Source organism: Microvirga flavescens (assembly GCF_003290125.1).
In the GTDB taxonomy this organism is placed as follows: Bacteria; Pseudomonadota; Alphaproteobacteria; order Rhizobiales; family Beijerinckiaceae; genus Microvirga; species Microvirga flavescens.
In genome coordinates, this window is the sequence record NZ_QMKH01000005.1 from 57,786 (window position 1) to 81,604 (window position 23,819).

General features: G+C 62.4%; 23 protein-coding genes. 12 read left to right on the forward strand and 11 right to left on the reverse strand.

Annotated elements, in window-relative coordinates; translation table 11 throughout:
- Positions 1–70 precede the first annotated feature (70 nt).
- Genes glcF through DQW91_RS11130 form a run of 4 tightly spaced genes read right to left on the reverse strand, consistent with a single transcriptional unit; the run spans position 71 to position 4,667 of the window.
- Entirely contained in the window at positions 71–1,426 is a 1,356-nt protein-coding gene (gene glcF / locus DQW91_RS11115) for a glycolate oxidase subunit GlcF (RefSeq protein ID WP_112663718.1), read from the reverse strand.
- 7 nt (positions 1,427–1,433) lie between these two features.
- Positions 1,434–2,051 (reverse strand): DUF2585 family protein, encoded by a 618-nt coding sequence (locus tag DQW91_RS11120; RefSeq protein ID WP_112663719.1) that lies wholly within the window; start codon positions 2,049–2,051, stop codon positions 1,434–1,436.
- Between the two features lies 1 nt (position 2,052).
- Positions 2,053–3,237, reverse strand: coding sequence for an FAD-binding protein (locus DQW91_RS11125; RefSeq protein ID WP_112663720.1), 1,185 nt, complete (start codon positions 3,235–3,237; stop codon positions 2,053–2,055).
- Positions 3,234–4,667, reverse strand: a complete 1,434-nt coding sequence (locus DQW91_RS11130) for an FAD-linked oxidase C-terminal domain-containing protein (RefSeq protein ID WP_112663721.1) — start codon at positions 4,665–4,667, stop codon at positions 3,234–3,236. The genes DQW91_RS11125 and DQW91_RS11130 overlap by 4 nt, the downstream gene beginning before the upstream one ends.
- A 142-nt stretch (positions 4,668–4,809) precedes the next feature.
- Here DQW91_RS11130 and DQW91_RS11135 point away from each other — a divergent pair, with 142 nt between their 5' ends.
- The 8 genes from DQW91_RS11135 (at position 4,810) to DQW91_RS11170 (ending at position 10,242) form a co-directional block, all read left to right on the forward strand.
- Complete coding sequence (locus tag DQW91_RS11135; protein WP_112663722.1) at positions 4,810–5,196, forward strand: c-type cytochrome; 387 nt, start codon at positions 4,810–4,812, stop codon at positions 5,194–5,196.
- A 40-nt stretch (positions 5,197–5,236) separates the two neighbouring features.
- Entirely contained in the window at positions 5,237–6,043 is an 807-nt protein-coding gene (locus DQW91_RS11140; protein WP_281024027.1) for a (Fe-S)-binding protein, read from the forward strand.
- A gap of 10 nt (positions 6,044–6,053) precedes the next feature.
- Positions 6,054–7,484 carry a LutB/LldF family L-lactate oxidation iron-sulfur protein gene (locus DQW91_RS11145; protein ID WP_112663724.1) on the forward strand — a complete coding sequence of 477 codons (1,431 nt, stop codon included), beginning with the start codon at positions 6,054–6,056 and terminating at the stop codon, positions 7,482–7,484.
- Positions 7,485–7,496: 12 nt separating this feature from the next.
- Positions 7,497–8,168 carry a LutC/YkgG family protein gene (locus tag DQW91_RS11150; RefSeq protein WP_112663725.1) on the forward strand — a complete coding sequence of 224 codons (672 nt, stop codon included), beginning with the start codon at positions 7,497–7,499 and terminating at the stop codon, positions 8,166–8,168.
- Positions 8,169–8,182: 14 nt separating this feature from the next.
- Positions 8,183–8,746: a putative glycolipid-binding domain-containing protein gene (locus tag DQW91_RS11155; RefSeq protein ID WP_112663726.1), complete on the forward strand. Its 564-nt coding sequence runs from the start codon at positions 8,183–8,185 to the stop codon at positions 8,744–8,746.
- A gap of 124 nt (positions 8,747–8,870) precedes the next feature.
- On the forward strand, positions 8,871–9,110 hold the full coding sequence (locus tag DQW91_RS11160; protein ID WP_112663727.1) for a (2Fe-2S)-binding protein: 240 nt from the start codon (positions 8,871–8,873) through the stop codon (positions 9,108–9,110).
- Positions 9,111–9,189: 79 nt separating this feature from the next.
- Positions 9,190–9,675 (forward strand): bacterioferritin, encoded by a 486-nt coding sequence (gene bfr, locus DQW91_RS11165; protein ID WP_112663728.1) that lies wholly within the window; start codon positions 9,190–9,192, stop codon positions 9,673–9,675.
- A 57-nt stretch (positions 9,676–9,732) separates the two neighbouring features.
- On the forward strand, positions 9,733–10,242 hold the full coding sequence (locus DQW91_RS11170) for a DUF3828 domain-containing protein (protein WP_112663729.1): 510 nt from the start codon (positions 9,733–9,735) through the stop codon (positions 10,240–10,242).
- Positions 10,243–10,257: 15 nt separating this feature from the next.
- Here the strand turns inward: DQW91_RS11170 and DQW91_RS11175 are convergent, their stop codons facing one another.
- Positions 10,258–12,978, reverse strand: coding sequence for a bifunctional acetate--CoA ligase family protein/GNAT family N-acetyltransferase (locus DQW91_RS11175; protein WP_112663730.1), 2,721 nt, complete (start codon positions 12,976–12,978; stop codon positions 10,258–10,260).
- A 156-nt stretch (positions 12,979–13,134) separates the two neighbouring features.
- Positions 13,135–15,837, reverse strand: a complete 2,703-nt coding sequence (locus tag DQW91_RS11180; protein WP_112663731.1) for a PAS domain-containing sensor histidine kinase — start codon at positions 15,835–15,837, stop codon at positions 13,135–13,137.
- A gap of 199 nt (positions 15,838–16,036) precedes the next feature.
- Between DQW91_RS11180 and DQW91_RS11185 the strand changes: the two genes are divergently transcribed.
- Positions 16,037–16,411: a phasin gene (locus tag DQW91_RS11185; RefSeq protein WP_112663732.1), complete on the forward strand. Its 375-nt coding sequence runs from the start codon at positions 16,037–16,039 to the stop codon at positions 16,409–16,411.
- A 33-nt stretch (positions 16,412–16,444) separates the two neighbouring features.
- A complete protein-coding gene (locus DQW91_RS11190) occupies positions 16,445–17,080 on the forward strand; it encodes a phasin family protein (protein ID WP_112663733.1) in 636 nt (211 codons plus the stop codon).
- Positions 17,081–17,099: 19 nt separating this feature from the next.
- Here DQW91_RS11190 and DQW91_RS11195 read toward each other — a convergent pair whose 3' ends face one another.
- On the reverse strand, positions 17,100–17,621 hold the full coding sequence (locus DQW91_RS11195) for a hypothetical protein (protein ID WP_157961426.1): 522 nt from the start codon (positions 17,619–17,621) through the stop codon (positions 17,100–17,102).
- 395 nt (positions 17,622–18,016) lie between these two features.
- Between DQW91_RS11195 and DQW91_RS11200 the strand changes: the two genes are divergently transcribed.
- Both DQW91_RS11200 and DQW91_RS17310 read left to right on the forward strand, forming a co-directional pair.
- Positions 18,017–18,724, forward strand: a complete 708-nt coding sequence (locus tag DQW91_RS11200; RefSeq protein WP_112663735.1) for an outer membrane protein — start codon at positions 18,017–18,019, stop codon at positions 18,722–18,724.
- A 205-nt stretch (positions 18,725–18,929) separates the two neighbouring features.
- The gene (locus tag DQW91_RS17310) at positions 18,930–19,058 is read left to right on the forward strand and encodes a YHYH domain-containing protein (protein WP_112663909.1); all 129 of its coding nucleotides are present in this window, start codon (positions 18,930–18,932) and stop codon (positions 19,056–19,058) included.
- Between the two features lie 96 nt (positions 19,059–19,154).
- Here the strand turns inward: DQW91_RS17310 and rpsU are convergent, their stop codons facing one another.
- The 4 genes from rpsU to DQW91_RS11225 form a co-directional block, all read right to left on the reverse strand.
- Positions 19,155–19,442 (reverse strand): 30S ribosomal protein S21, encoded by a 288-nt coding sequence (gene rpsU / locus DQW91_RS11210; protein ID WP_112663736.1) that lies wholly within the window; start codon positions 19,440–19,442, stop codon positions 19,155–19,157.
- Positions 19,443–19,656: 214 nt separating this feature from the next.
- Positions 19,657–19,857, reverse strand: coding sequence for a hypothetical protein (locus DQW91_RS11215; RefSeq protein ID WP_112663737.1), 201 nt, complete (start codon positions 19,855–19,857; stop codon positions 19,657–19,659).
- A gap of 125 nt (positions 19,858–19,982) precedes the next feature.
- A complete protein-coding gene (locus DQW91_RS11220; RefSeq protein ID WP_112663738.1) occupies positions 19,983–20,192 on the reverse strand; it encodes a cold-shock protein in 210 nt (69 codons plus the stop codon).
- 333 nt (positions 20,193–20,525) lie between these two features.
- Entirely contained in the window at positions 20,526–23,732 is a 3,207-nt protein-coding gene (locus DQW91_RS11225) for a N,N-dimethylformamidase beta subunit family domain-containing protein (protein WP_245410990.1), read from the reverse strand.
- Positions 23,733–23,819: the final 87 nt, after the last annotated feature.

The following is a 23,819-nucleotide window of genomic DNA, read 5'->3' on the forward strand; positions in this document are numbered from 1 at the left end:
TTGGGTTCCCTTTTAGCCGAGAGCGGGGCTTTGGGGAAACAAAATTTCCTTAAGCCGCAATGTCGCAGGCTTACTCGGCAGCTATGGTTAACGCGGCCGGGAAGCGGCTTGAAAATCCTTTTTCTTCAAGAGCTTCCGGCAGGGGGCCGCCGGTCGCCCAGTCCAGAAGCTCGACCGTATGGACGATGGGAAGGCCGGTTCCTTTACCGATCTGGGTCATGCAGCCGATGTTGCCGGTGGCGATCAGGTCGGGCTGGACCCGCTCGATATTGGCGACCTTCCGTTCCCGCAGCTTCTCGGCAATCTCCGGCTGGAGCAGATTGTAGGTCCCCGCCGAGCCGCAGCAGATGTGCCCTTCGGGAACGTCCTTCACCACAAAACCTGCCTGTTTGAGGAGGGTCTTGGGTTCGGTGCGGATTTGCTGCCCGTGCTGCATGGAGCAGGCTGAGTGATAGGCGACGACAAGGTCCGCCTCGCGCACGGGAGCCATCAGCTTGAGGGTGGAGACGTATTCCGTGATGTCCTTGGCGAGGGCAGACACCCGCGCGGCCTTCTCCGCGTAGTTCGGGTCCTCCCGGAACATGAAGCCGTAATCCTTGATCGTCGTGCCGCAGCCGGAGGCGGTGATGATGATGGCGTCCAGCCCTTCCCCATCCATCTCGGCGATCCAGGCGTCGATGTTGCGCTTGGCGAAAGAGTGGCTCTCCTCGTCGCGGCCCATGTGATGAACGAGCGCCCCGCAGCACCCCTCGCCTTTAGGCTGCACCACCTCGATTCCATGCCGGTTGAGAAGGCGGATAGCGGCCTCGTTGAAGCCGGGCTTCAGCACCGGCTGGGCGCAGCCGGAAAGAATGGCGACGCGGCCCCGGCGGGAGCCTTGCGCTTTGAAAGTTCCCGGCGCGTCATGAGCCGAGCGGGAAGGAACGCGCGAGGGCGCGAGGTCGACCATCGCCTGCAGCCGCCGCCCGAACAGAGGCAGCGCGCCGAGCGCGCCCTTGAAGGGCTTTGCCAACAAGGCAAGGGCAATCGCGAAGCGGAAGCGGTTCGGATAAGGCAGGATCTGCGCCAGAACCCCACGCAGCAGGCGATCGTGCCAAGGGCGCGCGTAGGTCTGCTCGATATAGGCGCGCGCGTGGTCGACGAGGTGCATGTAGTGCACGCCCGAGGGACAGGTCGTCATGCAGGACAGGCAGGAGAGGCAACGGTCGATGTGCTTGACCACTTCCGGCGTCGCGGGCTTTCCGCCCTCCAGCATGTCCTTGATGAGGTAGATGCGCCCGCGCGGTGAATCGAGTTCGTCGCCAAGCAGCAGATAGGTCGGGCAGGTCGCCGTGCAGAAGCCGCAATGGACGCAGGTGCGGAGAATTTTCTCCGAACTCGCCATCGTGGCGTCCTTTAATTGATCGGGCGTGAAATTGGTCTGCATGGGCCGTTCAGCCTCCCGCCTGCCACCGGTTGATCGCCTCGACCGGGTGAAGCAGCATGATGATGTTGAGAAGGAGATTATCGCGGATCGCATAAGCAACCCCGACCTCCATCACGATAATGGTGAGCACGGTGAGCCAGACGGGCCAGAGCCACGCCAGCCAGAAGCCGAGCATCATCGCAAAGATGTCGGACACCGAGTTGATGACGCTGTCGCCGAAATAATCCAGCGCAATGTTCGTCGCGCGATAACGCTCGATCACCGTGTTGGTGTTCTCGGCAAGCTCCCACGCGCATTCGATTCCGACCGCGAGCAGAAATGCAATGCCGAGCGGCAGCGGACGCCCCGTCACACGCCCGAGCAGCCATGCGCCGGCGTAGAACAGGAAGCCGTGGATGACATGCGAGAACGTGTACCAGTCGGTGAGGTGCTGGGAATTCTCGGAACTCTTTACCACGCCGTGCCAGAGCTTGACCTCACCGCATTTGCAGATCGGCACGCGGCCCATCGAGAGAAGGATAAACGCGGTGAGCGCGACGAAGCCAAGTGCGATAGCGCCAAAGATCGCAATCCACTTCCAATCGTACTTGCCTTGTGCCTTCACAGCGACAGCAGCACCCGCCATGTCAGATCCCCGCATACATGCGGCCGGGATTGAGAATCCCCGCAGGATCGAACGATGTCTTGATGCCGCGCGAGAGCGCCATCACGGCATCGCTCTGCGGCTCCAGCACATCGATGCTCGCGCGGAGCGCTTCCGGCGCTTTCACGAGCGTCGCGTGCCCACCGAATTCCCGCGTCGCCTCGCGGATGATCGCGGCGCCCGCATCGCCGCTCGCAGGCGTCGAGATCCAGACGAGGCCGCCGCCCCAATCGTAGAACCAGCGCGCATCGCGTGCCTTGGCGAGATGGGCAGCGACATCCGGTCCACGCGTCGGCCCGCTCGAAACGCGCCAGATCGCGCGCTCGTCATGATCGCCAAGGACCGTCGCATCGCGCACGGAGGCCCACAGGGCTTCAGCCGCTTTGCCTTCCAGAATATCCCCAGTACCGAAGCGTTTGAGCAGACGCCGCATTTCGGTGAGGCGGTAATCGACCGAAACCGAAAAACCTTCGAGGCGGATCAACGTGCGCGCGCCCTGCAGATCGGGGGCCGGAAGATGCGCCGCGCCGGTCACGTCGAAAGGCGATCCGAGCGCGCTCGACATAGCGTCGATGGCGTGCCTGTCATCGAGCCCGCGCAGCACGAGCGTCGCCATGCGCTCATGCTTCGGCAGAACCTTGAAGGTCACTTCCGTGAGAACGCCGAGCGTGCCCCAGGAGTTCGCCATCAGCTTCACGAGATCGAGCCCCGTGACGTTCTTCATGACACGCCCGCCGGATTTCACGACCTCGCCGCGCCCGTTGACGAAACGCACGCCGATCAGGCTGTCGCGCGCCGCGCCTGCCATGATGCGCCGCGGCCCGGAAAGGTTGAGAGCGGCGACCGCGCCAATCGTCGGCTCTCCTCCGACACCAAGCAGCGGACCATAGTCCATCGGTTCGAAGGACAATTCCTGTCCGTTCTGGGCAAGCGCCGCGACGACTTCGGAGACAGGCGCGCCGCTGCGGGCCGAGATGACGAGTTCAGCCGGTTCATAAAGCGTGATGCCGGTAAGGCCCGCCGTGGACAGGCTCGCATCTGTCGTGATCGGGCGTCCAAGCGCCGCCTTGGTGTTCCTGCCGAAAACACTGAGCGTCGTTTTCTTGCCGAACGCATCGGCAATGATGGTCGCCGCGTCGTTTTCGTCGCGAGGAGTAAAGATCGTCACGCCGCAAGCCTCCCCTGAAGGGGAAACACTTTCGCAGGATTGAGCAGCCACAGCGGATCGAACACGCCGCGCACGCGCATCTGCTGCACGAGGTCGGCCTCGTTGAACTGGAAGGTCATCAGGTCCCGTTTCTCGATGCCCACGCCGTGCTCGCCGGTGAGGCAGCCGCCGACCTCGACGCAAAGCTTGAGGATTTCCTCGCCGACGATCTCGGCCTTCTCCATCTCGCCCGGTTTCGAGGTGTCGAACATCACGAGCGGATGCAGGTTTCCATCGCCCGCATGGAACACGTTGGCGACGCCGAGCCCATGCGCCTTGGCGATCTCATCGATACGCTTGAGCACCTGCGGCAACTGGCCGGTCGGGATCGTGCCATCCATGCAGATGTAATCCGCCACGCGGCCCGTCGCGCCAAAGGCGGACTTGCGCCCCTTCCAGATCGCGGCGCTTTCCGCTTCCGATTGCGAGACCTTGACGGTCTTTGGCTTGAAGGGCTCTGCGATGGCGACGATGCGGCGGAGCATGTCGTCGATTTCGGCGTCCGATCCCTCAACCTCCACGATCAGCATGGCCTCCACGTCGAGCGGATAGCCCGCATGGGCGAAGGCTTCACAGATCTTGATTGCGGGGCGGTCCATGTACTCCAGCGCGACGGGAATGATGCCCGCGCCGATGATGGCGGCGACGCAGGCCCCGGCATCCTCCACGCTGTCGAAACCGAGAAGCGCGGGGCGCGCTCCTTCCGCCGCGCGTAAAATTCGCACCACCGCCTCGGTCACGATGCCGAGCTGCCCTTCCGAGCCGGTGATGAGGCCAAGAAGATCGTAGCCTGCACTGTCGAGGTGTTCCCCTCCGAGAGTCACCACCGTGCCGTCGAGCAGCACCATCGTCACGCCGAGCAGGTTGTTGGTCGTCACCCCATACTTGAGGCAATGCGCGCCGCCGGAATTCATGGCGATGTTGCCGGCAATGGTGCAGGCCAACTGGCTCGACGGGTCGGGGGCATAGAAGAAGCCCTCATAGGCGACCGCCTGGCTGATGGCGAGATTGGTGATGCCGGCTTCGACCCGGGCCGTGCGGTTGGCGAAATCGATATGCAGCACCCGGTTCATCTTGGCGATGCCGAGCACGATGGCATCCTGCTGCGGAATGGCCCCCCCGCACAGAGAGGTGCCCGCCCCGCGCGGCACGACCTTGACGCCGTTCTCATGGCAAAACCGCATCACGGCCGAGACTTCCGCCGTGGTGGAAGGCAGCACAACGGCAAGCGGCATCTGGCGATAGGCCGTCAGCCCGTCCGTCTCGAAGGCCCGGCGCTCGTCCTCAGTGACGATCAGCGCTTCCGGAGCGACAAGCCGGGCAAGGCCGGCCAGGATTTCCTCGCGGCGCGCAAGAATGGCCTGATCCGGCTGCGGAAATGCGATTCCCATGACGTCTCCTTAAGGCCCGGCCCGGCTCTTTTCCCGCGCCCGCCTCTCCGACGGAGGTTCTAGCGCCTTCGCGTTGGCTTTTCCAACACTGTGGAATATCTCTAAGATAGTTTCTTCATCCAGCTTTCAGGAGCCTAGTATCATGCGTCTTTTCCTCCTTTCAGCCGCCCTCGTTCTGGCAGGCTTGGGATCTGCCCAGGCGCAGGACGCAGAGGCCGGCGAGAAGGTCTTCACTCAATGCAAGGCCTGTCACCAGATCGGCGAAGGGGCCAAGAACGCCGTCGGCCCGGTGCTCAACGGGATCATCGGTCGGCCCGCCGGGACTTATGAGAACTATACTTATTCCGACGCCAACAAGAACTCCCATTTGACCTGGGACGAGGCGACCTTCCGCGAATACATCCAGGACCCGCGCAAGAAGATTCCTGGGACGAAGATGATCTATGCCGGGATCAAGGACGAGAAGAAGGTCAACGATCTCCTCGCCTATCTCAAGCAGTTCGATGCCTCCGGCAAGAAAGCTCCATAAAAGCACGGCGAACCCTCCGCGACAGCCAGGAACTTCAAGAGTGACACAGGACTCGACCTCAAAGTCTCGGCAAGAACCCAGAGACCTCCGCATCGGCCTTTTCGTGACCTGCCTGGTCGATCTGATGCGGCCCTCCATCGGCTTTGCTGCCGTGAAACTGCTTGAGGATGCCGGCTGCCGCGTCGAGGCGCCGTCGCAGACCTGTTGCGGACAGCCAGCTTTCAATTCCGGGGACCGTGCCACGACGCGGGCCATTGCGGAACAGGTGATCGAGGCCTTTCGTGGCTACGATTATGTGGTCGCGCCCTCGGGCTCCTGCGCGGGGATGATCAAAGCCCATTATCCGGAACTCTTCGACGACGATCCGAACTGGCGTCCCAAGGCCGAGGAGCTTGCCGCCCGCACCTATGAGCTGACGAGCTTCCTCGTCGATGTTCTCGGCGTCACGAAGGTGGGCGCTGCTTTCGAGGGCGAGGTCACCTATCACGACTCCTGCTCTGGCTTGCGCGAGCTTGGCGTCAAGAGCCAGCCGCGCACGCTTCTCTCATCCGTGCAGGGGCTCACACTTGTCGAGATGACCGACAGCGATGTCTGCTGCGGGTTCGGCGGAACCTTCGCCGTGAAGTACGGCGACATTTCCGCGGCCATCGTCGAGGCGAAGGAAAAGAACATCGAGGCGACCGGCGCGCCGACTCTTCTCGCCGGCGATCTCGGCTGCCTGATGAACATGGCGGGCAAGCTCACCCGCGACGGCAAGCCTGTCGCCGTGCGTCATGTGGCCGAAGTGCTCGCCGGCATGACGGACGAGCCGCCTATCGGCGCGGCGAAGCCGCAAGCTGCGACATGAGGACGATCCGATGAGCGTTCATTCCACGTCCCCGCAATTCAAGGAGAACGCCGCGCGCGCCTTAAGCGACACGCAACTTCAGCGCGCCTTGGGCAACGTGAAGCAGGGCTTTATCGACAAGCGCCGCAAGGCCGTCGAGAACCTGCCCGAGTTCGAGGCGTTGCGCGATTCCGCGCGGGACATCAAGAACCACACCCTTCGCCATCTCGATCTTTATCTCGAAGCCTATGAGGCGAAGGTGAAGGCCTCCGGCGGGCAGGTGCACTTTGCCCGCGATGCCGAGGAAGCGCGCGCCATCGTCCTCTCCCTCTGCCGCGAGGCGAACGCACGTACCGTCACCAAGGGCAAGTCGATGATCGCCGAGGAAATCGGCATCAACGAGCATCTGGAAGCGAACGGCGTCACACCCATCGAGACCGATCTCGGCGAGTACATCATCCAGCTCCGGCACGAATTGCCGAGCCACATCATCGCGCCGGCGGTGCATCTCAACGCAAGCCAAGTGGAGCAGGACTTCCGCCGCGTTCACAAGGACCTCGATCCGAACCGCGATCTTTCCCAACCCGTGCAGCTTCTCACCGAAGCGCGCACGGTGCTGCGCGAGCGTTTCCTCGCGGCGGATGTCGGCATCACGGGCGCGAACTTTCTCGTCGCGGAAACCGGCACCTCCGTCATCGTGACGAACGAAGGCAACGGCGATCTCACGCAGATCCTGCCGAAGACTCACATCGTTCTGGCCTCCATCGAAAAGGTAGTGCCGACGCTTGAGGACGTGAGCCAGATCCTGCGTGTGCTCGCGCGCTCGGCGACGGGTCAGGAAATGTCGGTCTACACCACGTTCTCGACTGGCCCGCGCCGCTCCAGCGATGCGGACGGGCCTGAGAATTATCACGTCGTCCTCATCGACAATGGCCGCTCCGCCATGCTCGGCACGAGCTTCGAGGAGATGCTGCGCTGCATCCGCTGCGGCGCGTGCATGAACCATTGCCCGATCTATCACGCCGTCGGCGGACACGCTTATGGCTGGGTGTATCCCGGCCCGATGGGCGCGGTGTTAACGCCGTCCCTGATCGGCGTCGATCAGGCCGGGCATCTGCCCAACGCCTCCACTTTCTGCGGGCGTTGCGAGAGCGTGTGCCCGGTTCGCATTCCGCTGCCCAAGCTCATGCGCCATTGGCGCGACCGCGAGTTCGAGCACCATCTGTCGCCGGCGACATTTCGTTCGGGCCTCGCGTTCTGGGGCTTCTTCGCAAAGCGCCCCGCGCTCTACCGCCTCGTCACCCGCGCCGCGATGGCAAGCCTGGGATGGGCGGGTCGCAGCAAGGGCCGCTTCAACTGGCTCCCTCTCGCGAAGGGATGGACCAAGAGCCGTGACTTCCCGGCGCCGCAGGGCGAAACGTTCCAGGCGCGCTGGAAGCGCGAGCGCGGCAACAATGCGTAAGAGGATGGCAGCATGAGCGCCCGCGACGACATTCTCAGCAACATCCGCCGCTCGCTCGGTGTAACAGGCCGCGAGACGATCCGCACGCAGATCGCGGAAGAACGCCTCGAGCGCGCGCCGAAGGGGCTCATCCCCGCACGCGGGCAGGTCTCCGGCGAGGAGCGGATCGCGCTGTTCAAGGCGCAGGTTGAAAGCTCGCTTGCCACGGTGACGGAAGTTTCCTCGCCCGCCGACGTGCCGCAATCCGTCGCGTCCTTTTTGCGCGATCACAACCTGCCCGCCACCTTGCGCATGGGCGCGGACTTGCGCCTGAAGGCGATGCCCTGGGGAGAAACCTCGCTCGAAATCTCGCACGGGCCGAGTGCCGGCAAAGACCTCAACGCCGTCAGCCATGCTTATGGCGGTGTTGCCGAAACCGGTTCGCTCGTGATGATCTCGGGGCCAGAAAACCCCTCGACGCTGAACTTCCTCCCCGACAACCACATCATCGTGGTGTCCGCCAAGGACATCGCAGGGGATTATGAGGCCGTCTGGTCGAAGGTTCGCTTCACCTTCGGCAAGGGCAGCATGCCACGCACGGTGAACTGGATCACCGGCCCCTCACGTTCGGGCGACATCGAGCAGACCCTGCTGCTGGGCGCGCACGGTCCGCGCCGGGTGCATGTCGTCATCGTACGCGACTAGCCTGATCGCCAAAAATGTCCTCGAACTTCATCTTTCGCACCATCCGCTGGTCCGCGTGGGAAAGCGCCGAGGCCGGGATGGAGCATGTCGACGTTTCTCCGGCGGATGGCGGCATCGATTTTGCGGGTGTCGTGATCGGCCGGAAGGATGAGACGAAATTCGCCCTCGCCTATCGCCTGCGCGTCGATTCCGAGTGGCGCCTGCGCGAAGCGCGCCTCAAGACGACGTCCGGCCATCGCCTGCACCTTGAAAGCAATGGCAAGGGAACATGGCATGTGAACGGTGCGGAACGGGCGGACCTTCAAGGCTGCATCGACATCGATATCGAAGCCTCGCCCCTCACCAACACATTGCCGATCCGCCGGCTCGGCCTGCAAGCGGGGGACAGCAGCGAGGTCCGCCTCTGCTACGTCACGGTGCCGGAACTCAGCGTCTCCCTCGCGCATCAGCGTTACACCGCGCTCGGCGAAAGGGCCTACCGCTTCCAGTCCCTGACAAGCGGCTTTACCGCCGACCTTCCCGTTGATGAGGACGGTTTCGTGCTCGACTATCCGGGCCTGTTCAAGCGGCTGCCCTGACATTCCCTCACAGGCGGTCATGCCAGCGCGACATCGGGGCGCAGCAGCGGTGGCTTGGCCAAAGACAAGAAGCACATTAAGTCTATGAAAAGGCTACTGTTTTTAACACTTCTAAACTATCCCGATGATTGTCTGCTCCTGCAACGTCCTCTCGGACGGCGATGTCAAAGCCTGTCTGAACCCTGGTCCCGATTGCCCACGCACGCCGGCCCAGGTCTACCGATGCCTGGGCTGCAGTCCGCAATGCGGACGTTGCGTGCGGACGATCCGCGCGCTCATGGATGAAGCCCTCAATGCGGCCTCAGCGGAACAGCCGAGCCTGTGCACGCGCGGCTGCTGCAAACTCACGAGCGACGCCGCCTGATACGATAAAGCATCTTGTCCGGCGAGGAGCTGTCCTGGATAATGCCGCCGCTTAAGGACGATGGACAAAAGAGGCAGCGATGAAGGGCGACCCGAAGGTTATCGATTATCTGAACCTGGGGCTTCGCAGCGAGCTGACGGCCGTCAACCAATACTGGCTGCATTTCCGCGTTCTCGACAATTGGGGCTACAAGGATCTCGCGAAGGCGTGGCGCAAGGAATCCATCGAGGAGATGCACCACGCAGATCGCTTCATCGAGCGCATTCTGTTTCTCGACGGCTTCGCCAATCTGCAGGTGCTCGATCCCTTGCGCATTGGCCAGACGGTGAAAGAGATTCTCGAATGCGACCTCGCCGCCGAATATGACGCGCGCACGCTTTATCTTGAAGCCGCCCAATACTGCGAGAGCGTCGGCGACCGTGTTTCAAAGAACCTCTTCGAGGAACTGATGGCCGATGAAGAAGGCCACATCGACTTTCTGGAAACGCAGCTCAACCTCATCGAGCAGCTCGGCGTCCAGCTCTACGCGCAGAAACATGTCGGCGGCGTGAAGGACGACCAATAAGGTCGCCGCCACGCGGCAGGCCCTCCAGTATCAATCACCGCACCCGAAAGAGATCCCATGCGCACCGCATTCCCCCTTGCGTGGCTGAAGCCCGGTCTTCTGACTCTTGCGGGACTCTTTCTGCTGACAGCGCCGGCATTCGCGGCAGAGCCGAGCGCCAAGCAATTTCTTGCTTCAATCTACAAGGCCTATTCAGGCGACAATGCCAACGGCCTCGACTGGCGTTCGCCTAAAGCGTCACGCTACTTCGATCAGAGCCTTGCACAGCTCATTCTGAAAGACATACGCGAATCCGACGGTGAAGTCGGGCGCATCGATTTCGATCCCTTCGTCGGCGGGCAGGATTTCGAGATTTCGAAACTTGACATCGCCGTGACGGAGAACGGCCTCGAGCGGGCTGAGGTCATCGCGGCGTTCAATAATTTCGGTGCGCCGATGAAGATCACCTACCAGCTTGCAAAGACAGCCAAAGGCTGGCGTATCTCCGATATCGCCTGGAAAGCAGATAAGGCGGAGGATGTCTCCGCCGAATCCTTTCGCTCGCTTTTGACGAAGCCGCTCCCTTAGAGGCCGATCCAGACTCTATGATGGCTGCAGCGCCGTCTCATCGATGGCCGAGATTGGCAGCGTCACGATGAGAAGATCGTGGTCGTTGGGATCGTTGCGGATCGCAAAGCCGAGTTTGCGGCACATGTCGAGCATGGCGGTGTTTTCACGCAGCACCTGCCCTTCCACCTCATGCAACCCTTCCACCTTCGCCCACTCGATCATGAGGCGCATCAGCTCCCAGCCGAGGCCGATGCCCTTGAGATCGGAACGCAGGAGAATGGCGTATTCGCCCGTCTCGTGATTGGCGTCGGCAAGAAGGCGCACCGCGCCCATCATGTCGCCGGTGGCGTTGTCGAAGGCGACGAAGGCGATGGCGCGGGCGTAATCGATCTGCGTGAGACGCGCCAGGAAGGCGTGGTTGAAATCGCGCACGGGCGCGAAGAAGCGCAGGCGCAAATCCTCCGGCGTGATCTGCTGGAAGAACCGCAGGAACTCACCCTCATCCTCCGGGCGCACCGGACGCACGAAGATGCGCCGCCCGTCGCGCAACGAGAAGCGGCGTTCCCACTCCTTGGGATAAGACCGCACCGCGAAGCGCGGATGCCCCTTTCGTTCGTTGGGCGCAAGCGGAGCCACTACAGCGTGGGCGTCGACGGCAATCACACCGTCCTGGTCTGCCAGAAGCGGGTTGATATCGAGTTCGCGAATTTCGGGAATGTCGGCGGCGAGCTGCGCGAGCTTTACAAGAACGAGCGCCACCGCCGTCTCGTCAGCCGCAGGCACATCGCGATAAGCTTTCAGGATGCGCGAGACGCGCGTTCGCGCAATCAGGTCGTCCGCCAGTTTCAAGTCAAGCGGCGGCAACGCGAGCGCCTTGTCGTTGATGACTTCGACGGCGGTGCCGCCGCGCCCGAACACGATGACGGAACCGAAGGACGGATCATCGGCGAGACCGGCAATGAGTTCGCGCGCTTTGGGACGCCGGATCATCGGCTGCACGATCATGCCCGTAACCCGCGCATCCGGGCGAAGGCGCGCAGCGCGATCGAGAATGTCTGACGCCGCGCTCATCACCGCCGCTTCCGTCGTGAGATCGAGCTTGACGCCTCCGATATCCGTCTTGTGCAGAATGTCCGGTGAGAGAATCTTGAGAGCGACCGCTCCCGCCTCGGCCAGAATGGGACGGGCGGCCTCGACGGCCTCTTCCGCCGTTTTCGCAAGCGTGAGTGATGCAAAGGGAACGTCGTAGGCGCTGAGAAGTGTGTTGATCTCAAGAGGGTCTAGCCACGTTCGCCCCTCGGCAATGGCCTTCTCGACGACCGCCCGCGCGCCCACCACATCGGGCGCGAAATCGTGGGGCAGGTCGTCGGGCGTTTCCATCAGTTCGCTCTGCGCATCGCGGTAACGGACGAGTTGCAGGAAGCCGCGCACGGCATCAGCCTCGGTGGTGTAGTGCGGAATCTGTGCCGCTTCGAAAATGCGCGAGGAGGCTTCATCCTCGCTCAGCCATGCGGTGAAGACCGGCTTCTTGCGATAGCTCTTCGCGCGATCTTTCTTGACGACATCCGCAATCGCTTCCGCTGCCTGCGATGCTCCGGCCAGCGCCATCGGCACGTTGAGAACGAGAATGGCATCGTTCTCCGGGTCCGCCAGCAGTGCCTCGAGCGCGTGTGCGAAGCGTGCGGCATCCGCATCGCCCACGATGTCGACAGGGTTCGCGTGCGACCACGATGCGGGGAGGATCGCATCGAGTTTCGTCATCGTCTCGTCGGAAATCTCGGCAAGGCGGCCGCCGAGATCAATGAGACGGTCGACTGCGAGAACGCCGATGCCGCCGCCATTGGTGAGAATGGCGAGGCGATTGCCGGGAAACGGCTTCTGCCGCCCGAGCGTTTCGGCGGCAGCGAAAAGCTGGTCGAGATCGAGCACGCGCAGCAACCCGGCGCGGCGGAAGGCGGCGTCATAAACCGCATCTTCTCCCGCAAGCGCGCCGGTATGCGTGGCAGCAGCCTTCGCGCCAAGCGCATGGCGGCCGGATTTTATGACGACGACCGGCTTGGTGCGTGCGGCGGCTCGCGCGGCGGACATGAACTTTCGCGCATCCGTAATGGACTCGATGTAGAGAAGGATCGCGCGTGTCGCCGAGTCGGCCGCGAAGTAGTCCATGCAATCGCTGAAGTCCACGTCGACCTTGTCGCCGAGCGACACCATCGCCGAAAAGCCGATGCGGCGATGTCCCGCCCATTCGACGATAGCCCCTGCGACCGTGCCCGATTGCGAGATCAACGCAAGATCGCCGGCCTTCACGCTGCGCGAGGCAAAGCTCGCATTCAACCGTGCGCGCGGAGCGATCACGCCGATGCAATTGGGGCCGAGCAGGCGCATGCCATACTTGCGGGCGGCGATGCGGGCGCGATCCGCGAGGCTGCCGGGGCCATAGCTCATGCCTGCGGTTGCGACGATGGCGGCGGCAGCTCCCGTGCGGCCCGCCTCATCCACGAGATCGGGCACCTTTTCCGGCGGAACGGCGATGATGACGAGATCCGGCACCTCCGGCAGGCGCGAGACTTTCTCAAAGCACGGCTTGCCGTCGATCTCCTTGTGGCGCGGATTGACCGGATAGATCGCGCCCTCGAAGCCGCCCTCCCGAAGGTTGCGCAGGAAGGTCAGCCCGACGGAACCCTCGCGCGGGCTCGCGCCGATGACGGCGACCGAGCGCGGAGACAAAAGCTTATCGAGACGATAGGTCGACATGGGGTTCCTTCGGTGTCGTGCGCAAATTCGAGCACAAACACAGCAAAGGTCAAACTCCTAAAGATTGATCATGAATACGATCAATCTTTAGATTCTTTATATTTGCCGCATGATCCGGGCGAACAACCGGTTTCCACTTGTTCTGATCATGCTTTGTCATTCCGCCAGCACGCGGGTGGGCGGGAAGATCACTTCGACCAGAGTGCCTTCGTTCGGGTTGCTGGAAATCTGCAGCGCACCGCGATTGGCTTCCACCAGCGCCTTGGTCAGCGGCAGACCGAGGCCCGTTCCGCCGCGGCTGTGCGCCGTCGCGATCTGGCGGAAGGGTTCAAGGGCGGCTTCGATCTCGGCATCGGTCATGCCGATACCCGTATCGCGCACACGGAAGGCGACCTCGCCGCGATCCGTCAACGCCGTGGAGAGGATCACCTGCCCGCCCGCATCGGTGAACTTGATCGCGTTCGACACGAGGTTGAGAACGATCTGCCGGAGAGAGCGTTCGTCCGCGACGACGGCGGGAAGTTTTGGCGCAAAGCTCGTGCGTATGACGATACGATCGCGCGCCGCCTGCGGCTGGAACATCGCGCAGCAGGAGGAAACCAGATCGTTGAGGTTGACGCTCGTAAACGACAAATCCATGCGCCCCGCCTCGATCTTCGCGAGATCGAGGAGATCGTTGACGAGCGAGATGACATGCGCGCCGGACGCGTGAACGTCCTTGAGGTAATCCTTGTAACGCTCGTTGCCGATGGAACCGAAGCGCTCTTCCAGCATCACCTCGGCAAAGCCGATAATGGCGTTGAGCGGCGTGCGGATTTCATGGCTGATCTTCGCGAGAAGATCTGACTTCTGCGCGGAGCCTTCCTCGGCGTTGCGCTTGGCGGCGACGAGTTCGCCTTCCGCCTTCTTGAAGGCGGTGATGTCTCGCAGGACGGCACAAAATTTGCGGTTCGGGCCGTCATGGATGTGACCCATTGTCATGAAGAGCGGAATGGTTCCGCCCTGGCGCACGCGGCCCAGCACCTCGCGCCCGTCATTGAGAAGGCTTGCGACACCGGAGGTGCGTAGGCCCTCAAGATAGTCGAGCGCGACGATGTGGCTTTCGGGCGCGAGCAGAACCGTGATGGCATCACCCACCACCTCGCGTTGGTCGTAGCCGAACAGAGCCTCCGCCGAGCGGTTCATGGAGAGAATGCGGCCCGTCTCGTCGAGAGCGATCACGCCGTCCGTCGCCGTGTCGAGGATCGATTCAAGCTCGCGAACACGCGCGTCCTTGACCTGCAGATCCATTTCCGCCGCGCGCAGGCGCTGCGGCGCATCCGGCTCGGCAATGCGGCGAACGAGCAGAAGGTTCGCAGGCTTGCCCTGCCATTCAACCGGCGTCACGCGGACATCGACGGCGATGCTTTCATTGTGACGGTTGGAGAGAGAAAGCGGCGCACCCTCCTCCTTCGCCTGCAATTGCGCGGCTCCGCCTTTGAACAAGCGGGAGAACCCGCCTGCGGCGACGAGTTCATCAGCATCGGCGAAGCCCGCGATTTCGAGGAGCGCGCGATTGGCAAACAGCAGCTCATCATCACGATGCACCAGAATGCCGCTGGGCAGACGGTCGAGAACCGGATCGACCAGCGGCGGACGCGGCGCGGGTGCCTCTTCCGGCTGCGCAGCTTCCGGCGCTGGCGCTTGCGGAGCCTCGGCGACCGGCGCCGGTGGCGGGGCGGCTGGCTCCGGCGCACGCTCCTCCCCGATGCGCGCGCCAAGGGAGCGGGCAATCTCGCGGAATGCATTGCGCTCGGCATTCGACAGGCCGCTCGCCTCGGGCTGCGGGCGGTTCGGCGCCGGCGGCACCACGGACGTACCCGACGCACGCGCACCGGATGTCGTTTCAGGAATGGCGTTGTCGGTCAGGGAGGCGGCGACCTGCTGTTGCAGGATGGCGAACCAGTTGTCCTCCTCCGGCTCGGATGGAGGCGGCTCCTCGATCTCGGCCTCAACGGCCTGCGGTTCCGGAACAGGCGGCACCGCTTCAGGCTCGCTCCGCACGGGCGCGCCCTGCCGCTCACGCGCCGCACCCGGATGCAGCACGCCGAAACCGCGAAAACCGATGAGGGTCTTGTCCGCGCCGAAGACAGGCATTCCGGCCCAATCGACGGGGATCTGCGATGTGCCGTTATCGGCGGCCCAGAAGATCGAGCGTCCGCTCCAGGTTTCGTGCCGGGCAAGGAGGGAGGCGATTACGCCCTCGGGGTCCTCGACAACGGATCGCGAAACCTCGCCCCAGGTCTGCCCCAGAACGTCTCCCGCCATGGGGCCGACGACCTCGGCCAGCTCCGGCGAAACATGGATGAAGCGCGTTTCAGCATCGGCCTGCCAGACGAAGCGGATCTTCTCCTGCCGCCGTACGGGTGCAGGGGCAACTTCCCTGACGGGGGCAACTGGCGGCGGCGCGACCTCGGCTTCGCGCGGAGCCTCGAGCCCCTTCGGCGGCGCACCGATAATCGCCGTGACAAGCACGGGTTCACCGCCTTCTGATGTCGCCATCCGGCAGGCGCAGGTGATCGGCGGGGCAAGGCGATCAGGATCGAGCCAAAGGCGCTCGAGCCGCATGCCCTGGCTCGGGGCAAGGCCGGAGGCAAGAGCTTTAAGTCTCTCGCGCGCCTTCAGGGAGGGATCGACCCGCCCTGCGGCATCGGCAAGCGCATTGCGCAGCCCCGCGGCCACGTTCGATGCCCACAGGATGCGCTCCGCCAAAACGTCCCAGACCAGAATGCCGGGATTCGCCTTCGCCAAGGTCGCAAATGCGGGATCGGCGGAAAGCCGCGCGATCATGCTCTCATATCGGTTCGGACTATCCGTCATGAACGGCTCCGCCCCCACCTGCCTCACAATTAAAACTTTCAGAGGTTTTAGACCATTCTTGGCCCGCGCGCCTGTCCAGACGGCATCTCTGCCATATTTACCGCTTGCTAAGGTTAATCGAAAGGCCAAGCCTTGAATTTTTGCATTGCACAATCAAATATTGCAATGCACAATATGCTTACGCTGCAAGGAGAGTTCCATGTCCGAGAAGACCAAAAGCTACGAGATCCCCACCGAGATGCGCGACTTTGCGGAAAAGAGCGTCGAACAAGCCCGCAAGGCGATCGACGGGTTTCTTGGAGCCGCCCAGAAGACGGCGGAGACGTTCGAAGGTTCCGCCAGCACCGTCCAGAGCAGCGCGAAGGACGTGACGCAAAAGACCTTCGCCTACGCCGAGCAGAACATCGCGGCGGCGTTCGATCTCGCCCAGAAGCTCGTCCGCTCCAAGGACATCAATGAGGCCGCCCAGCATCAGGCCGAGTTCGTCCGCACCCAGCTCGAAGCCATGCAGACGCAGGTGAAGGAACTCGGGGCCATGGCGCAATCCGCCATCAAGCAAGCCACCAAGAAATAAGCGAAAGCCTCCGTCTTCAGCCAGGAGAGGATCATGGCCGAAACCAAAAAGCCTAGCCTAAGCCCGAAGGCGCCTATCGCCGCCAAGGCGAGCCCGCTCAAGAGCGCCCTGCCCCCGGAACCGGTCACCGTCTCCACGGCGGCCCCTGTCGCCCAGAAGCCGGTAGCCGTGGAGCCGGCCCCTCCTGTTCCTCTCCCGCTCAAGCCGAAGCCTGCTCCGAAGGCGGCAGCCAAGACGAAGATTGTCGCGAAGGAGGCCAAGCCCAAAGCGAAGACCGAAGAACCTCTCGCCAAGCCCTCCAAGCTCGCCAAGTCCTCCAAGGCAGCACCGAAAGTCGCCGCCGCCCACAAACCCGCCATCGAGCAATCCGGCGAGGCCCTGCGCCTCGCCCTGAAGGAAGCCGCAAACGCGACCACGAGCGGCGCCCTTGCCGTGAACGACAAGGTGCTCGCCGCGTTTCGTGCTCAGAACGAGGCAGCTTTCGATCTGTGGCGCTCCACCCTGAGCGCGCCCTCCGTCTCGGAAGCTCTTCGCGTCCAGGCGGGCGGTGTCCGGCATGTCTATGAGACGGCGGCCACGCACTGGAAGGATGTCGCGGAAACCGCGAAGACCTGGCTCGACCATAGCGTCCGCCCCATCCAGTCCATCTGGACGGACCGCTTCCGCTAGAGCTTGTTGAAAAGAGCGGCTACCGGGTCCGCAGCAGCGTGGCCCGGTAGTGCTCCCTGACTACCGCGAGCGGAGCCCCCGCGCCATCCCGCAGCAATGCCCGGTGCTCGAGGATCACGTCCGGCAGGGCCTTTTCATCCGGAGAAAAGCAGATCCGCGACAGGATCGTCTCGCGCGTCGGCTTGAGCGCCTTGACGACGGTCCCGAAGGGCGTCTCCGTCTCCGCCAGTGCTGCCCTCATGTCGGCGGTGAGGCGCTGGGGGAGAAACCAGTTCTCCGCGTCCGACAGCACCACCCCTCCCCGCATCAGACGCACCTTCCGGTAGGAGCGCGGCTCCGCCCCGACGCCGAGCCATTCATCGGCGAACATTTCATCGTCGGCGGACGGAATGCGACTGGAGCATCGCGCGATCACCGCACCTTCACCAATTCCGAACTCCTCGCACCAGGCCTGCAGGACGGCGGTCGCGCTCGCCGCCGCGAGAAGCCTCGCGTCGAGTTTTTCGGCAAGACGATGAGCCTGGGCGATTTCGTTCGGCACTATGGTTTTGATTTCCAGTATCTGCTGCTGTGCGCAAGCACGCCTGCAGCGCGTATAGCGCCACGCGGAGCCGCGCAAGATGCCAGTGCCCACGAAGGGACAAGAGGCCCAAAAGAAAAGGCCCTGCCTTTTCGGGCAGGGCCAAGTGTCCTCGTTGCTTGCTTTCAGTTCGTGGGCTGAACAAGCGCGCGGATAGACGCACGGCCAGGACGGCAATGCAACTTTATCCGATGGGTTATGGTAAACGGCTCGTTAAGTATTCATACTTCGTAAAGCACGAGTCCGAGAGAGATAAACTTACGCATTGTGTTATTTTGTTCGCGAACTTAAGTATCCGATCGCAGCGGGCAGACAACTGCCTCGTGAAATTCAATATCAAGTACGGAAGAATCGTTATGCGTACCTCCCTTCTCGGATTGCTCGCCGGCACCGCCGCCATCGTCATTGCCGCTTCCTCGGCCAACGCCGCCGACCTCCCGTCGCGCCGCGCTCCGGCTCCGGTGTACAACGCCGTCCCGGCCTTCACCTGGACCGGCTTCTACGCCGGCTTGAACGCTGGTTACGGCTGGAACGCCGGCACGAGCCGTCATTACGACCCGGCCTTCGGTTATGTCGGCAGCGGCAAGACCGGCGGCTTCACGGGCGGCGGCCAGGTTGGCTACAACTACCAGATCGGCATGTTCGTGATCGGCGCCGAGACGGACCTGCAGTACGCTTCGGTCGGCAACAAGGGCGGCTACTACGGCCCGATCTACTACCGCGGTGACTCGAACGGCTACTTCGGCACCATCCGCGCCCGCGCCGGCGTCGCCTTCGACCGCGCCCTCGTTTACGGCACCGGCGGTTTCGCTTACGGCGACATTGGCGGCAACTCGAGCTCCGATGCGCTCCTCGGCTATCGCCGCAACCGCGACGCCAATGGCGGCTACACCCTCGGCGCTGGCGTCGAATACGCCTTCACCAACAACGTCACCGCCAAGGTCGAAGGCCTCTACGTGAACCTCGACACCAAGAGCAACTATGCTCTCGGCGGCGTGTACTCGGGCCGTCGCGATGCCGAATTCGGCGTCGTGCGCGCTGGCCTGAACTACAAGTTCGACTAATAGCCTCCTTCGAGACCCTATCGAGAAAGGCCCGGTGTTTCGCACCGGGCCTTTTCTTGTTTCTGCGATCAGACCGCGCCGTCGCCAGCGCTTCCCGGCACCGCGGCCCATGCTGGATAGAGACAAAACAACCTAAAGTAGAATTAAACTGAAAGACGGCTACTGCTAGATGATAGGCTCATCCAGCCCGAAGGACCCGCACGTGATGAAACTGGCCCTTGCAGCACTTCTCTCGCTTCTCACCCTGTCGCAGGCCTTAGCGCACGGGGGAGGGCTGGACAGGAATGGATGTCACACAAACCGGAAAACCGGTGACCGTCATTGCCATCGCTAGGCGGGCTGTGCGGCCCCAAGACTTACTTAGCCACCGGCCTTGCCGCCCAAAAAGAAACGCCGGGCACTGGCCCGGCGTTCTGAAATCTTAAATCCGTTAGCCTTCCGAACGCGGCGGGGCGCTCGGGGAAGCCGGGCGGCGGGGGCCGCCGGCGAAGCGGGGCTTCGGCTTGGGTGCGGCGATCAGGCCCTCGCGAATGGCCTGCTTGCGGGCCTGCTTGCGGGCACGGCGGACAGCCTCGCCCTTCTCGCGAGCGCGCTTTTCCGAGGGCTTCTCATAAGACTTCCGCTGCTTCATCTCACGGAAAACGCCTTCGCGCTGCATCTTCTTCTTGAGAACCCTGAGCGCCTGCTCAACATTGTTGTCGCGAACGAGTACCTGCAAAATATGTCCTTACCGAATGATAGGCCGCGCACCGTCCGCACCTGATGCGAATGGCCGAAACGGCGTGTTACACCACAGAGTCTTCATGAATGGAGAGGGATTATAGCACATCCCGCAAACTTTGCACCTGTGGCCTTGGGGGCTTTTCGTCACCGGCGAGGCAGCCCATCCGCACCATCAGCGTGAAGCGGCATCCCTGATTTGAAAAAATTCTTCAGCGCACGCGGCGGACGCTCGTGATGTGGCCTTCGGGGAGTTGACCGGCCTCCTGCTGCTCCTTCGCAATCGCAAGAACGAGATAGTCTTCGCTTGGGCCCCCATGGTTCGGCACCACGAAATACGCCGTGCGCCCGTCATCGAAGCTGACGGCGAACATGACGGACTTGGCGGGAGTGGCCTTTCTGAAAGCGAACATGACTATTCTCCAATGGCGCCCATGAGACGCAGTTTCTCGCAGATCTTGCGAATGGAAGAGGGCCGCACCCGAAAGACGCGGCCCCCCGTACGAAAGCGCAGCGTACCGCCGCGCAAAAGGTGGCCTTATTCGGCCTGAATGTTGCCGACGGCGACCTTGCCGGTGCGACGGTCTTCCTGCGTGTCGAACGAGACCTTCTGGCCCTCGCGAAGGCTGCGGATGCCGGCGCGCTCCAGAGCGGTGGCGTGGACGAACACGTCCTTCTCGCCGTTGTCAGGCTGAATGAAGCCGTAACCCTTGGTCTCGTTGTAGAATTTCACGGTGCCCGTAATCATCGGGTAGTCCTTTCACTGCATCGCATGCACGTTGAAGCGGACCCGCAACGCGCGAGCCCGCAGGAAATGTCGAAGTTGGAAGAGAAGTCAGCACGTGCGCCTTCAAGTCAGCGAAAGGCGTAGCGGCCCAGTTGTCCGGCCAAAGTCGATGGAGGTTATATAGACGGAAAGTCGGGCAAATCCAAGGCAAAGATAGAGATGCCGCCCCTCCCGGCTATGCCGCCGGTGATTTCGCCGGAATACTGTGGTCTCCTCCCCTGTTTCTCAAGTGAAGAGCCTTTCGAACAGCTCGAAAAGCTCTTCACTTTATAAGTACTTCGCCCTGAGAGCGACCTATTGATCAGGTTTGTTGAAAGCCAGTTCTGCCTCCGTCATGAAAGATGCCCCTTCGCTCGCCGCATTTTCCCGGCTTGTTTGGAGTTGGTTGAGCGCGCCGCCCGACGCCGTGAACAGCACGTCGACCCAATAGTTCGTCGCCTGATAGGCATTGGCCGGGAACGAACCGGACGCTCCATAGGCGTAGACGCCGTTTCCGCCCGCAGAGGCGCTCGATGGCGCGCTGAGCGGGCCATTCGTGATCGCTGCCGTGAAATAGTTGGGTGTCGCGGCGTAGTGGCCATTGCTGTGATAGGAAACCACATAGGTTGTTCCGGGCGTCAGCGTGACGGGGCTCGCGAGCAAAGCCGTCTGCCATCCGCTCACCGTCTCATTCGCAAAGGTCGCGGTCGCGAGAAGCGTTCCGTTCTCCGCCCACAGGTGGCCCTGATGCGTGCCTATATCACCGGTGCCTTTGTAGAACCTGATACCGATGACCGTTCCCGCGGCAGATGCCTGGAACTTCATCCCGAGCTCAACTGCGCTGACATCAGGATCGGACAAGATCGCCGGCGTCGCCGAGGGTGAGAACAGGCTGGCGGAAACCGGAATGACGGTGATGCCGACATTCGCCGAGGAGGTGCCGCCACGGCCATCGCTGATGGTGTAGGTAAAACCGGCCTGCCCGAGATACCCCGTCGCTGGCGTGAACGTGACAATGTTCGAGACGTTGTTGAACACGACCGAACCATGGGTGGGCGCGCTGACGCTCGTGACGACCAAGGGATCACCGTCAGGATCGGTATCGTTGGCAAGGAGCATTGCCGCGGCAATCGTGAGAGGCTGATCCTGGGTCGTGATGAAGCCGGTGTCGTTGTTGGCCGTCGGCGGCTGATTGGCCCCGGCACCGGAAGGCGCGAACAGCACATCGACCCAATAATTCGCAGCCTGATAGGAATTGGTCGGGAACGTGCTGGACGATCCGTAGACATAGACGCCATTGCCGCCTGCGGAGGCGCTGGAGGGCGCGGTCACAGAACCATTCGTGATCGCGGTCGTGAAATAGTTTGCAGTGTTCGCATAATAGCCCGCGCTCGCGAAGTACGAGACGACATATGTCGTACCAGGCGAGACCGATATGGGCGTGGAGAACAACCCCATCTGCCATCCGTTCACCGTCTCGCCGGTAAACGTCACCGTTCCTAACAGCGTACCCGTGCTCGACCAGAGAGAGCCGGTTTGAATGCCTGGGTTCCCTCCCCTGTAGAAACGGATGCCGGCGATTGCCCCCGCAATCGACACCTGGAATTTCATGCCGACTTCGACCGGGTTGTCCAAAACCGTGGGCCTGTCGGGTATCGCCGTGGTGGGGAACAAGGATGTCAGACTGGAACCGGAGACTGTGACAGTCAGCCCTGCTCCCGGAACCTCGATATTGACGCTGTCGTCCACGGCCCTTGTCTTGATCGTGAAGGTGCCGGACGTCAGCGGTGTCCAGGTATAGCTCCAGTTGGCTCGGCCTGTCGCTCGATGCCAGGTTACGCCGGAATCCGTCGACACATCGACGGCAGCAACGACACCGCCTCCAGTATCGGAAGCCGTGCCGGTGATCGTGACCGCCTGGCCCACGGCGAACGAGGAACCGGCGCTTGGAGATGTGATTGTCGAGACCGGCTTTATGGTATCCGTCGATTGCGTTGCCGCAACGAGCCCCGCTTCAAGGGTGGCGGGTTGAACGCCCATGTCGGCGAACAGGTTGACCATGGCCTGTTTGACGTTGGCATCCACAGGGGCCGGCTCGAGATCGTGATTGTCGTCGAGCCCCCAGGCCCAATAGACCGTTCCAGCGCCGAACACCAAGGCGCCGCTCGCGGCGCGATACAATGTCAGGTGATGGGTCGCGGTCCCGTTGCCGACCGTATTGCCGAAATCGAGCAGATACTCAGCGACCGGTATCGTCGTCGCGGAAAGCATGATGAGCCCCGCCGGTCTGAAGCCGTTATCGGGCGACTCGTCCCACTCGTAGCCAAGATAGCCCAAAGGCAAAGTCACCGACTGCCCCGGCTGCAGACTGGCGATGCTCGTATTGCGCCAGAATCGTAAGTTGGCGAATTCGGAACCGATAGTGAGTACATCGCGACGATAGGAATCGACCTGAAAGATGGTTCCCGTGAGCGCGTTCTCCGGCTGGCCGGCTCCTTGCGCATTCGGCGACAGGTATCGGGGATCGCGGAAAGTTCCCGTCCACTGGTTGCTCGGATCGATGTCGCCGTTCGCCCAGGTTTCCTTATAGCAGATCAGCGTGCGGTAAGGCGTGTTATCGGCGCTGAAGCTCGGCGCCCATCTGGTTCTCCAATAAACCTCGTTGCCGCTCCAGAACGCGAGATGCACACCCGCATCGCGCGCTGCTTCGACATTGGCGCGTTGCGGGCCTGACCAATATTCGTCGTGGCCGACCGACAGGAAGATCTTGTGGTTAGTCAGCAAGCTGCCGAAGCGATCGGTATCCACGCCGGCCATGTACGACACGTCATAGCCGTTCCTTTCGAGCCACATGAGCGCCGGAAACTCGACGCTGAAAATGAAATCCTGGGGGCCGGACAGAAGACCGCCGCCGCGCGTCGTAATCGGGCGATTGTAGCTGACCGCGAAGGCGCGCCCTCCCCCGGGGTAGCCGGTTCCGGGGCCGTTTCCGCCGTAAAAATTCGCCCCGCCCCAGGGATTGTAGGCATGCCATGTGGTGTCGGACGTCTGGAAGATGATGTCGCTGGTGCTGCTGTCATCGCGAACGATGAACGGGATGTGATTTGCACCGGGTACAGCGTCCTGCCGAACGAGCTTGGCGATGTATATGCCCGACACCTGATCCGCTGGAATGTCCCAGAACGTCGACACGGCCCAGTTGCCGGCATCCATCGCGCCCGTGGCGCTGTCTGGCTGCGGGATCGGTTGTGTCTGGAGGCCCGTGTGCAGGAGCGTCGTGATTTTTCGGGCGCCGAGGCCGCCATAATAACCGAGGCGGTAAATATCGACCCGATAGTCGGTCGAGTCCGTATTGATCTTGAAGTTGACCCTTTGCCCGCGATTAATGCTGATCTCGGTGGCGAATCCCTCGATGTTCGCATCTCCCGCCCCCTCGATCCCCCATTCGTTCACCGAGTTTCCGAGTTTCTGGTTTTCGATGACGATCGGATTCGAGGCCGTCGCTACGGCAAGGGCCTGCAACCTCGCTTGCGGGCTGGCCGTGGTTATCGGCCCCTGGAGAATGCCGGGACCTATCGGAGTGGTATCTTCCCCGGCTCGAGGAACTTC